The organism is Pseudomonas sp. G5(2012), from assembly GCF_000408945.1.
Classification (GTDB): Bacteria; Pseudomonadota; Gammaproteobacteria; order Pseudomonadales; family Pseudomonadaceae; genus Aquipseudomonas; species Aquipseudomonas umsongensis.
Genome location: NZ_APIO01000044.1, coordinates 184187 through 196278 on the forward strand (window position 1 = coordinate 184187; position 12092 = coordinate 196278).

Below are 12092 nucleotides of genomic sequence, written 5' to 3' on the forward strand. Positions count from 1 at the left end.
ACGAATTACCAATGAGTTATAGCTGCTATTTGAGAAACGCGCTGACCGTCGGGCGATCGTCATTATTTTGTCTGATTTAAAACCTGAAGCAGCGCGGCCGTTTGTGCATCCGGCGTACCGTCGAAGCGCGACGGTCGGAAATGCATCTGGAAGGCCGCCAGCACGTGGCGGGTGGCGACGTCCAGTTCGCCCGTTTGCGGTGTGTCATAACCGACGCGTGCCAGTTGTGCCTGGTACCAGCTGATGCTCGGCAGCTGTGTTTCGAACCGGGTCTGCTGACGGGCTACGGCTTGTTCGTTCGGCCAAATGCCCAACCCTTGCTCAGCCAGGCGCTTCCAGGGAAACAGGGGCCCCGGATCCAGCTTGCGCAAGGGGGCGATGTCGCTATGGCCGACAATGCTGCGAGGACTGATTGCGTAGCGCTGGCTGATATCCTTGAGCAAGACGATCAGGGACTGGACCTGCGCTTCGGAGTAGGGATACCACAGGCGCCCGGTTGGGGTGTCCTTGAAGCCGGGGTTGACGATTTCGATGCCGATGGAACTGGAGTTCATCCAGGTGCGGCCTTGCCATTGGCTTTCCCCGGCGTGCCAGGCCCGCACGCTTTCATCCATCAGCTTGTAGATGGTTGCCTTCTTGTCGTCGCCGATCAGGTAGTGACTGCTGACTTCGCCATGGGTCAGCAGTTGCAGCGAGCGCTCCTGTGATGCATTGGTGTAGTGGAGCACGACGAACTGAATACGGCTGTCGTGATTGGCCGAAGCATGGCTGGTGTCGTAGCGGGGACCGCTGGCGCAGCCGGCCAGCAGGATCAGCGACACGATGAGAGCAAGATATTTCATGGGGAAGCCAACACGCTAAAGACAGTAATGCAACAGTGTAACGTACTGTCTTGTGCGTGTTGGGCCATCGCAACGATTTGAACAACATGGAGCGATAAGCGCTCAGCCCAGCTCCACCCGGTTGCGCCCGGCATTTTTTGCACGGTACAGCGCCTGATCAGCTCTTTTGAGCACCGCATCGCCATGCTCGCCGGCCCTGAAAGCCGCCAGGCCTATGGAGAGGGTGATGGTCACCGGTTCACCCTTGAAGTGAAAAGGGCAGGCTTCGATAGAGGCGCGCAGGGTTTCCAGGAGTTTCATGCCGTTCGCCGGGACGGTGGATGGCATCAGCAGGACAAATTCCTCGCCGCCAAATCGCGCAATGAAGTCTGTCGGGCGCAGGCGCTTACGCAACACGCTGGCAATGATTTTCAGCACTTTGTCGCCCGCCAGGTGCCCGTAATTATCATTGATGCGCTTGAAGTGATCGAGGTCGAGCATGGCCAGCATCAGGGTGTTGCCGTGTTGCTGCCATTGGCCGATCTCATACTCAAGGCGCTCGCTCCAGGCCGCGCGGTTTGGCAGTCCGGTCAGCGGATCGATCAAGGCTTTCTGGCGTTGCTCTTCGAGGTGCTCGCGAAATCCCTGGGCTTCCTGTTCCATATGGGCAACCCGCTCGGCCAGGCTCTGCAGGCGGGCCGCCACTTCCTGCTCGCGCTCATCGCGCTGCTGGCGGTGCTGGTCCATGGTGCCGAGCAAGACTTCCAGATGGTTTTCCAGCACGTGCTTGAGATCATCCAGATCGGCCGCTTCCTGCACGCTGTTCTGCAAGCCGTCGACCTGTTCGCGAATCTGCGTGTCCATCGCATGTGCGGCGGATCGGCTGTCGGCATGGCCGGCGCTGGCGGCCTGCAAGTTGCTCTGGAACGATTCCAGGCGTTCGTTGAGCCGCTGCAGATAAGCTTCGAATTCGTGTTGGCCACCGTCGGAGATTGCCAGCATCAAAGTCGCCAGATCGTCGAGAATCGGCAGCAACTCGTACCAGTTAAGGCCATTTTTCAGCCGTTCACGCATTGATTCGGCTTGGGGGCGATGACGCTCCGGTACTGTCAGATCCTCGAGCAAGCCCAGCAAGGTATCTTCGATGTGTTTGGCCACCGAGCTATAGGACGGCTCGGGCGAGTCGGGCAGGGCGTAGAGCATGTCTTGCTCGGGCTGCTGCGGATCGATCGCAGCCAGTGCCTGGGCGATGGGCGAGGGCAGCGGCAGGGTATCGAGCAGTACCGCCGGGCTCAATTCGTCGGGATTGACTGCCGTTTCAGCTGGGAGGGTGGGAGTGCCGACAGTTTCGGACAGTCTCACGGGTTGTAGCGATTCGGCTTCGGCCATGACTTGCGCAGGCCGGGCCGGCGCTTGCTGTGGCTCCAGGGCTGGCGCAACAGCAATGGGCTGGGTCGTATCTGGCGTTACTTGCAGCACCTGCGGCACGGTGTCTGCAATGACCGGTCGGGTTGCGACCACGGACGCCGGAACGGTTTCGGCCGTCTGCACGATAAGAGCGTGTTCTGCGGGGACGGTCGCCTCTTCGGTGTCACGCTGACCGAACAGCCGCTGCAGCAGTCCCGGTCGTTCCGGTTCCGCCGGACTTTCCAACTGGCTCAGGGCCTTGCCCTGCAGTCCGCTCAGCTCGCCGAGCAGTAGCGGGATCTCGCGTGCCTGGCTGACGCGACTGTCCAGTTGTTTGGCGAAGTGCTTGAGGGGGCGGCTCACTTCCCGGGGTAGCGGTAATGTTTGCAGCTGCGTGACCAGGGCGGTGAGTGCGGCGCTGGTCTGGTTAACCCGGGTTTCCCGACGCTGCTCGGAGTCGAGTACGGCTTTTTCCAGGCGAGGCAGCAGGGCGGCGAGTCCGGCGTCCATGTCGTCGGTGCGCACGACTTCGCGCATCTCCTTCATGCATTGGTCAACGGCGCGGTCGGTGCCTTCCGCTGCCAGCGTGCTGCGCACCAGTCCCCGGCGCAACAGGTCTAGCCTGGCATCCCAGCGACGTTCGAGCTTTTCCTGTTGTTCGATGCTTTGCAGGTACTTCTCTTTCCAGCGTTGTGCTTCGTCGCTCATTCATGGGATCCGCGGGGGGCAGGACTCAACGCGGGCAATGCATCGGCCGTGAGCGAACCCGGCAGACGAATCTCTACCGCGACCGGCAGGTGATCGGAAATGGGTTGTGCCAGCACCTCGACCTTTTCAAGGGTCAGGCTCGGGCTCAGTAGAATATGGTCCAGGCAGCGCTGCGGGCGCCAGCTGGGGAACGTCGCTTCCATTTGCGGGGCCAGCAGCCCGAGGTCGCGCAATGGAGAGTGTTGCAGCAGGTCACTGGCGTGGGTGTTCATGTCGCCCATCAGCACCTGGTGCTTGTAACCGCCAATGACTTCGCGAATGTAAGCCAATTGCATGCTGCGGGCTCGTGCGCCCAGTGCCAGGTGCATCATGACCACCACCAGCGCTTCCGGACCTTCGCCGAAGCGCACCAGAATCGCTCCGCGACCCTTCGGCCCTGGCAGTGGATGATCCTCGATCGCCCAAGGCCGCAGGCGACTGAGCACACCGTTGCTGTGCTGGCCGAGGCGTCCGAGATTGCGATTGAGTTGTTGATACCAGTAGGGAAAGGCGCCGAGCTGGGCCAGGTGTTCGACCTGGTTGACGTAGCCTGAACGCAGGCTGCCACCATCGGCTTCTTGAAGGGCGACCAGGTCGAAGTCACCCAGCAGATTGCCGATCTTTTGCAGATTGTCGGCACGCCCGGTGTGCGGCAACAGATGTTGCCAGCCCCGGGTCAGGTAATGCCGATACCGCTCGGTGCTGATACCCACCTGGATATTGAAGCTGAGCAAGCGCAGACGGCTGTCGGCGGGCAGGCCTGTCGATTCCAGGTGATGTTCGTTGACCCGCGGATCATGCAGGCCAACGATGCGTTCGGTTCCCCAGCGGCGCATGGCGGGCGCCTCGCTCAGTTGGCGGCAGCCTTGTTAGCCGCTCGCTCTTGATCGACCAGTTTATCGGCCAGTTGCAGGGCTTGTTCAGCGCCGCCGGCGGAACCTACGTCAAAACGATATTTGCCGTTGACGATCATGGTCGGAACCCCGGTGATTTCATATTTTTTCGCCAGCTCTCGCGCCTTGTTGATCTGGCCCTTGATGGCGAAGGAGTCAAACGTGGCGAGGAACTTGTCCTTGTCGACGCCCTGGGTGGCCAGGAAGTCCGCCATATCGTTCTTGTCGGTCAGCTTCTTGTGTTCTTTCTGGATGGCTTCGAACACTGCAGCATGGACCTTGTGCTCGACGCCCATGGCTTCGAGGGTCAGGAACATCTGGCCGTGTGCATCCCATGGGCCGCCGAACATGGCCGGAATACGTACGAAATTCACGTCCGAAGGCAGTTTTTCAACCCATGGGTTGATCACGGGTTCAAAGGCGTAGCAGTGCGGGCAACCGTACCAGAACAGCTCCACCACTTCGATCTTGCCGGGCACGGCGACCGGCACCGGGTTGCTCAGCTCGACATAAGGTGCAGCGGGGGCTTCAGCGGCTTGGGCAGTCATGCCGAACAGGCTGGCAGCGGCAAAAACGGCGCTGATGATCAGATTACGCATGCTTTACTCCTGGACAATTTTTTCGCCTCGCGAGACCTGATTTCAGACAGGTCATGGCGGGCTTGAGTTCTGTAGTGTAACGGCAGCGGCCACAAAAAAGGGCGGCCAAAGCCACCCTTTTTATACTTGCTGTGACGGATTAATCGAGCGTTAACGCTGCAAGGGTTCTATGCCTTGCGCAACGCCCGATCCATCGGTCTTAGTGCAGGCCCTGGATATAGCTGGACACTGCGGCGATGTCTTCGTCGCTCAGCTTTTTGGCAATGCTCTGCATCGGTTTGGTATCGCCATCGTTATTGCGACCGCCTTCTTCCTTGCGGAAGTCAGTCAGTTGCTTGGCGACATATTGAGCGTGCTGGCCACCCAGGTGCGGGAAGCCGGCGGCCGCGTTGCCCGCGCCATTTGGCGAGTGGCAGCCGGTGCACGATGGCAGGCCCTTGGCCAGGTCGCCGCCACGGAACAGTGCTTCACCGCGAGCCACGACTTTCGGGTCGGCGGCACCGACGCTGCCCTTCTGGCTGGCGAAGTAGGCGGCGATGTCCGCCAGATCCTGGTCGCTCAGGTTGGTCAGCAGGCCGGTCATTTCCAGGACGGTGCGCTTGCCCGACTTGATGTCGTGCAGCTGCTTGGTCAGGTAGCGTTCACCCTGGCCTGCCAGTTTTGGAAAGTTAGGCGCCATGCTGTTGCCATCCGGGCCATGACAGGCACCACATACGGCGGCTTTTGCCTGGCCTGCGGCGGCGTCACCAGGTTTGACTGGCTCACCTGCAGCATGGGCAATGCCGGAGATCCCCACGGTCAACAGCAGACTCACGATCAATTTGTTCATCAGCTAATCCAACTACGGCTAAGGGTTAAGTTATGGACCGGGTTTACTCGCTCATCCAGCGGATGATGGCTTGGTAATCCTCGGCACTGCAGTCCATGCACAAACCACGCGGCGGCATCGCCTTGAAACCCTGGGTCACGTGTTGCACCAGCGTCTCCATACCTTTCGCCAACCTCGGCTTCCAAGCTTCCTGATCGCCCTTGCGGGGCGCCATGGGTAGTTGGCCGGAATGACAGGCACCACAAACACGGTTGTACACAGTTTCCGGATCCTGTGTAGCCTGAGCGCTGTAAAGCGGCATCAAGACTCCGGTAACTAGCAGCCATTTCGTCATAAAACGACCTTTTCAGGGTTGAGAGCGATCTGCGTTCTAGTGCGCAATCAAGGTCTGTCGCTCTCGTGAACTTCATCCTGCATCGGGACAAAGCGCACACAAAATCTGCGGCATTATATACTGGCGTCACTGAAACGGAAGCGACACTGCTTGCCGCGCCCATTCCTGGCGCCGCCCACATCGGAAATCCCATGCAACTCAAGAATCCCATCCTCGGTCTGTGCCAACAGTCCACCTTCATGCTCAGCGCCGCCAAAGTCGACCAATGTCCGGATGACGAGGGCTTTGAAGTCGCCTTCGCCGGGCGTTCCAACGCCGGCAAGTCCAGTGCCCTGAACACCCTGACGCATGCCAGCCTGGCGCGCACCTCGAAAACACCGGGGCGCACGCAACTGTTGAACTTCTTCAAGCTAGACGATGAACGCCGTCTGGTCGACCTGCCGGGCTACGGTTATGCAAAAGTACCGATCCCGCTCAAGCAACACTGGCAGCGTCACCTGGAAGCTTACCTGGGCGGTCGTGAGAGCTTGAAAGGTCTGATCCTGATGATGGACATCCGCCACCCGATGACCGACTTCGACCTGTTGATGCTCGATTGGGCCGTCGCAGCCGGCATGCCGATGCACATTTTGCTGACCAAGGCGGACAAGCTGACCTACGGCGCGGCCAAGAACACATTGCTCAAGGTGCAATCGGAAATTCGCAAGGGTTGGGGCGATGCTGTGACGATCCAGTTGTTTTCGGCCCCTAAGCGCATGGGCCTGGAAGACGCCTACACTGTATTGGCGAACTGGATGGAACTGCCGGACAAAGGCGCTGACGAAGTAACTGGATAAGCGTGAAAAAACTGTCTCAGGAGCGGTCAGGCCAGCGTGGCGTGACCGCATCAGGCAGTTTTCAGGCAAAAAAAACCCCGGACTTCTATGGGGAGGGGGAAGTTCCGGGGTTCAAGTTCTAGACCGCTAGGGCGGGGTCCAGATATCTGCCAACACTTAACACAACATAGGAGCATCGAAGGGCTTCACCAGCCATTCAGTAAATCTGAGTGGCCTTGGCGAGATTAGTTCAGTTTATTTTCAGAAGCTTTGGAATAAACCCAATCACTTTTTGGACTAAGCAGCGCAGGTTGGGGTCTGCCGCGGCATCATGCCGCAGCAGCGTTTTGCACTCAGTGCGCCTCATCCCAGTTATTGCCTACCCCGACTTCCACCAGCAATGGCACATCCAGTTTCGCCGCACCGCTCATGTGCAGGCGAATCTCGTTGCTGACTTGATCGACAAGGTCCTCGCGCACTTCCAGTACCAATTCATCGTGGACCTGCAGAATGACCTTGGCGTCCAGGCCGGAGGAGGTCAGCCATCCATCCACGGCCACCATGGCTTTCTTGATGATGTCGGCTGCCGTGCCTTGCATCGGCGCGTTGATGGCCGTGCGTTCGGCTGCGGCACGCTCCTGCGGCTTGTTGGAATTGATCTCCGGCAGGTAGAGCCGTCGCCCGAAGAACGTTTCCACGTAGCCTTGATCCGCGGCCTGCACGCGGGTGCGATCCATGTATTCGCGCACACCGGGATAACGGGCGAAGTAGGTGTCGATGTACGCCTTGGCGGTCTTGGTATCAACGCCGATGTCCTTGCCGAGTTTCTGCGCACCCATGCCATAGATCAGGCCGAAGTTGATCGCCTTGGCGCTGCGACGCTGGTCGGAGGTGACCTGGTCCAGTTCGACCTTGAACACTTCGGCAGCGGTGGCGGTGTGCACGTCCAGGTTATTGCGGAAGGCATTCATCAGGCCTTCATCGCGAGACAGGTGCGCCATGATCCGCAGTTCAATCTGCGAATAGTCGGCAGCCAGCAGCTTGTAGCCGGTCGGGGCGACAAAGGCCTGGCGGATACGCCGGCCTTCCGCGGTGCGCACCGGGATGTTCTGCAGATTCGGGTCGCTGGATGAGAGACGCCCGGTGGACGCCACGGCCTGGTGATAGGAGGTGTGGATGCGCCCGGTGCGCGGATTGATCTGTTCCGGCAGACGGTCGGTGTAGGTGCTTTTGAGCTTGCTCATGGAGCGGTATTCCATCAGCACCTTGGGCAGTCGATAGTCGTCCTCGGCCAGCTTGGCCAGCACTTCTTCGGCGGTCGATGGTTGGCCCTTGGCGGTCTTTTTCAGCACCGGCAACCCGAGTTTCTCGTAAAGGATGACGCCGAGCTGCTTGGGTGAGCCCAGGTTGAATTCCTCTCCGGCAATCTCGAAGGCTTCACGCTCCAGCGCCACCATCTTATCGCCCAGTTCGATGCTCTGCACGCCCAGCAGGGCGGCATCTACGAATGCGCCTTGGCGTTCGATACGTGCGAGCACAGGCACCAGGGGCATTTCGATGTTCGTAAGCACGCTGGCCAGGGTCGGGATGGCGGACAGCTTGTCGAACAAGGCCTGGTGCAGGCGCAGGGTGATGTCCGCGTCCTCGGCGGCGTAAGGCCCGGCCTGCTCCAGCGCAATTTGATCGAACGTCAGTTGCTTGACGCCTTTGCCGGCAATGTCCTGGAAACTCACGGTGGTGTGATCCAGGTATTTCAGCGCCAGGCTGTCCATGTCATGGCGGGTGGCTGTGGAATTGAGCACATAGGATTCGAGCATGGTGTCGAAAGCGACGCCGCGCACGGTGATGCCGTTGGCCTGATCGCCACCGATGGCGCAGTTGGCGAGAATGTTCATGTCGAACTTGGCGTGCTGGCCGACCTTGAGTTTGTTCGGGTCTTCCAGGATCGGCTTGAGGGCGCGCAGGACGGTGTCGCGATCCAGTTGCTCGGGTACGCCGATGTACGAGTGGGTCAACGGGATGTAGGCCGCTTCGTTGGCTTGCACCGCAAAAGACAGGCCCACCAGTTGTGCCTGCTGTGCGTCGATGCCGGTGGTTTCGGTGTCGAAGGCGAACAGCTTGGCGTTTTTCAGTTTATCCAGCCAAGCGTCGAATCGCGCTTGATCGAGGACGGTTTCATAGCGGGTTTCTGACGTTGTCGCCGGCACTTCAGCTTCAGCTCCGGCTTCGGCGGCACTGAACAGGTCGACTATCGGAGCAGGCTCAGAGGCAGCACCGCTCAATTCAAGACGCTTGGCGTCCCGATCAAGATCGTTCAGCCAGCTTTTGAATTCCAGCAGGGTGTAGAGCTCGTAGAGCTTGGCCGGATCTTCCGGGCCCATCTGCAAGTCGTCGAGGCCAATGTCCAGCGGCACATCGACCTTGATGGTCGCTAATTGGTAGGAGAGGAACGCCATCTCCCTGTGCTCTTCGAGTTTGGCCGGCAGGGTCTTGGCGCCGCGGATCGGCAAGGTTGGGACGATGTCGAGCTGCGCGTAGAGCTCGGTCAAGCCACCATTCACACCCACCAGCAGGCCGGAAGCGGTCTTTGGACCGATGCCCGGAACGCCTGGGATGTTGTCGGACGAATCGCCCATGAGTGCCAGATAATCGATGATCTGCTCGGGAGCGACGCCGAATTTCTCCTTCACGCCCTCTACGTCCATGCTGCTACCGGTCATGGTATTGACCAAGGTAATGTGGCCGTCGACCAACTGCGCCATGTCCTTGTCCCCGGTGGAGATGATCACCGGGCGATCGGCCGCCGCGCTGCTGCGGGCCAGCGTGCCGATCACGTCATCGGCCTCGACGCCTTCTACGCACAGCAGCGGGAAGCCCAGGGCGATCACGCTTTGATGCAGGGGCTCGATCTGCACGCGCATGTCGTCGGGCATGCTCGGCCGGTTGGCCTTGTATTCGGCGTACATGTCATCGCGAAATGTCCCGCCCTTGGCATCGAATACCACGGCGAAGGGACTGTCCGGGTACTGCTTGCGCAGACTCTTGAGCATGTTCAGCACGCCCTTGACCGCGCCGGTGGGCAGGCCTTTGGACGTGGTCAGCGGTGGCAACGCGTGAAAGGCGCGGTACAGGTAAGAAGAACCGTCCACCAGGACGAGGGGGGCTTGGCTCATGAGCAGGATCAACCTTTTCGGCGGGTCTGGCGCTAGAATAGCGGGACCGTTGACGACAAAGGGACAAGGTTATCATGCGCACACTAAATCGCCTGTTGCTGGCTGGCTTGTTTGCAATTACACCGTTGGCCGTCATGGCGGCGGACGATGCGCCATCGCCAGATCCGGAAGTGACCATTCGCACGGAAGGCGACAAGGTCATTCAGGAGTACCGCCAAAACGGTTTCCTGTATGCGATCAAGGTCACGCCGAAGGGCGCACCGCCGTATTTTTTGGTGCGCGCGGATGGGACCGATGCAAACTTCATCCGCTCGGATCAACCGGATATGCTGATACCGTCGTGGAAGATCTTTGAGTGGAAGTAGTTTCTTAATTTCAATCGGCGTTGGCTCAAGGGCAGCGCCTCGTACTGGCAGTTTAACCATGTCTGTGTTTACCCCCCTGGCTCGGCCCGAGCTGGAAGCTTTTCTCGCCCCTTATGGCCTAGGCCGCCTGCTTGATTTCCAGGGGATTGCCGCCGGTAGCGAAAACACCAATTTCTTTATTAGCCTGGAGCAGGGCGAATTCGTCCTGACCCTGGTCGAGCGCGGCCCGGTCCAGGAGATGCCGTTCTTCATCGAATTGCTCGACGTGCTGCACGAAGCTGACCTGCCGGTACCTTACGCGCTGCGCACTACCGACGGCGTCGCGTTGCGCGAGCTGGCCGGCAAGCCTGCGCTGCTGCAACCGCGCCTGGCCGGCAAGCACATCAAGCAAGCCAACGCACAGCATTGCGCGCAAGTAGGCGAGTTGCTTGCTCACCTGCACCTGGCGACCCAGGCCAAGATGATCAAGCGCAAGACCGATCGTGGCCTGGACTGGATGCTGGAAGAGGGCGCGCAATTTCTCTCGCACCTCAATGCCGGGCAGAAAGCTTTGCTGGAGCGGGCGCTGGAAGAAATCACACAGCAGAAAGAGAAAATTCTGGCGTTGCCACGCGCCAATATCCACGCCGACCTGTTTCGCGATAACGCGATGTTCGAAGGCACGCACCTGACCGGTCTGATCGATTTCTACAACGCCTGCTCGGGGCCGATGCTCTACGACGTGGCGATCGCCTTGAACGACTGGTGTTCGGACGATGACGGCTTGATCGACGGCCCACGGGCGCGGGCGTTGCTGGGGGCTTATGCCGCGTTGCGTCCGTTCACCGCGGCCGAGGCCGAGCTGTGGCCGACCATGTTGCGGGTGGCGTGTGTGCGCTTCTGGTTGTCGCGCTTGATCGCGGCGGAGTCGTTTGCCGGGCAGGACGTGTTGATTCACGATCCGATGGAGTTTGAGCTGCGGCTAGCCCAGCGGCAGACGGTCAATACCCCGCTGCCTTTCGCCCTGTAGGAGCGAGCATGTCGAATCGTCGCACCGTCGCGATGGTGGTTAACGATGACGCGGGGTGCCTGACACCCCGCGGTGCTGGGGATTTCTTCGCGAGCATGCTCGCTCCTACAGAGAGCTGGGTTGTTACAACGACTCCAGGCACCCCGCCAAATCATTCCCCAACTTCTCCAAAATCTGCTCATACCCCTGGGCGGTCGCCGGCGTATACCCGCCCAGCGCATCCAGCTCCGCCAGTTTCACCGGGAGCCCGGCCACCAGGGTTTCCGCCAGGCGCGGGCGTAGCGGTGGTTCGCTGAATACACAGGTCTTGCCGACTTCCTGCAGCCGCGCACGCATCGCCGCCACATGCTGGGCACCGGGCTGCACTTCGGCGGCGACACTGAACACACCGGCGTGCTTCAGGCCGTAGGCGTCTTCGAAGTAGTCGAACGCTTCGTGGAACACGAAGTAAGGTTTGCCTTCAATACCCCTCAGGCGTTTCTTCAGGCGTGCATCCAGCGCATCGAGGCGCTCGTCAAATGCCTTCAGGTTGCTCTGGTAGCGTGCCGCGTTGACCGAGTCGGCTGCACTCAGATCCGCCGCCATCTTCGCTGCGATAACCCGGGCGTTGGCCGGCGATAGCCACAAATGCGCATCCAGGCTGCCCGGGCGATGGTCATGGTCATGTTCGTCCGCTTCTTCAGCGTGGGAATGGTTGTCTTGGGCGAAATGTCGCAGTTTCAGGCCAGGAAGGTCCTGCACGGCAACGCTCGGCAGCGTACGACCATTGAGCACTCGCGGCATGAAACCTTCCATGTCCGGCCCGATCCAGTACAGCAGATCCACCGATTGCACCTTCCGTACGTCGGATGGGCGCAAGGCATAGTTATGCGGCGAGGCGCCGGGTGGCAACAAGACTTCCGGGATCGCCACGCCGTCCTGTACGGCAGCGGCGATCAGCTGTAGCGGCTTGATGCTGGTGAGGACCTTGACTTCGGCTTGCGCTGAGCCGATCAGCAGAAAACTTGTGAAAATTGCGACAAAGATGGAAAAAAGTCGGGACACGATGACCACTCGAAGAGGCGAGAACGGGTAACATAATAACGTCTCTCACAATACTC

Annotated in this window: 11 protein-coding genes; 3 read left to right on the forward strand and 8 right to left on the reverse strand. The window is 59.9% G+C overall.

The features are described from left to right. Positions 1-62 precede the first annotated feature (62 nt). From PG5_RS15390 to PG5_RS15415, 6 genes are all read right to left on the reverse strand, one after another. A complete protein-coding gene (locus tag PG5_RS15390) occupies positions 63-842 on the reverse strand; it encodes an N-acetylmuramoyl-L-alanine amidase (RefSeq protein ID WP_020798032.1) in 780 nt (259 codons plus the stop codon). Between the two features lie 102 nt (positions 843-944). After that, entirely contained in the window at positions 945-2936 is a 1992-nt protein-coding gene (locus PG5_RS15395; protein ID WP_020798033.1) for a GGDEF domain-containing protein, read from the reverse strand. After that, positions 2933-3811: an endonuclease/exonuclease/phosphatase family protein gene (locus PG5_RS15400; protein WP_020798034.1), complete on the reverse strand. Its 879-nt coding sequence runs from the start codon at positions 3809-3811 to the stop codon at positions 2933-2935. The genes PG5_RS15395 and PG5_RS15400 overlap by 4 nt, the downstream gene beginning before the upstream one ends. Positions 3812-3825: 14 nt before the next feature. Continuing rightward, positions 3826-4467 carry a thiol:disulfide interchange protein DsbA/DsbL gene (locus tag PG5_RS15405; RefSeq protein ID WP_020798035.1) on the reverse strand — a complete coding sequence of 214 codons (642 nt, stop codon included), beginning with the start codon at positions 4465-4467 and terminating at the stop codon, positions 3826-3828. 199 nt (positions 4468-4666) lie between these two features. Further along, the gene (locus PG5_RS15410; RefSeq protein ID WP_020798036.1) at positions 4667-5296 is read right to left on the reverse strand and encodes a cytochrome c; all 630 of its coding nucleotides are present in this window, start codon (positions 5294-5296) and stop codon (positions 4667-4669) included. 43 nt (positions 5297-5339) lie between these two features. Continuing rightward, the gene (locus tag PG5_RS15415; protein ID WP_033038856.1) at positions 5340-5630 is read right to left on the reverse strand and encodes a cytochrome c5 family protein; all 291 of its coding nucleotides are present in this window, start codon (positions 5628-5630) and stop codon (positions 5340-5342) included. A gap of 191 nt (positions 5631-5821) precedes the next feature. Here PG5_RS15415 and yihA point away from each other — a divergent pair, with 191 nt between their 5' ends. Then, positions 5822-6466, forward strand: coding sequence for a ribosome biogenesis GTP-binding protein YihA/YsxC (yihA, locus tag PG5_RS15420; RefSeq protein WP_020798038.1), 645 nt, complete (start codon positions 5822-5824; stop codon positions 6464-6466). A 332-nt stretch (positions 6467-6798) separates the two neighbouring features. On the opposite strand, the gene polA is transcribed toward yihA, so the two are convergent. Continuing rightward, positions 6799-9618 (reverse strand): DNA polymerase I, encoded by a 2820-nt coding sequence (gene polA, locus PG5_RS15425; protein ID WP_020798041.1) that lies wholly within the window; start codon positions 9616-9618, stop codon positions 6799-6801. A 74-nt stretch (positions 9619-9692) separates the two neighbouring features. Here polA and PG5_RS15430 point away from each other — a divergent pair, with 74 nt between their 5' ends. Next, positions 9693-9983 carry a DUF2782 domain-containing protein gene (locus PG5_RS15430; RefSeq protein WP_020798042.1) on the forward strand — a complete coding sequence of 97 codons (291 nt, stop codon included), beginning with the start codon at positions 9693-9695 and terminating at the stop codon, positions 9981-9983. A gap of 58 nt (positions 9984-10041) precedes the next feature. After that, complete coding sequence (locus PG5_RS15435) at positions 10042-10992, forward strand: homoserine kinase (RefSeq protein WP_020798043.1); 951 nt, start codon at positions 10042-10044, stop codon at positions 10990-10992. 123 nt (positions 10993-11115) lie between these two features. Here PG5_RS15435 and PG5_RS15440 read toward each other — a convergent pair whose 3' ends face one another. Continuing rightward, positions 11116-12036, reverse strand: coding sequence for a zinc ABC transporter substrate-binding protein (locus tag PG5_RS15440; RefSeq protein ID WP_042955429.1), 921 nt, complete (start codon positions 12034-12036; stop codon positions 11116-11118). Positions 12037-12092: the final 56 nt, after the last annotated feature.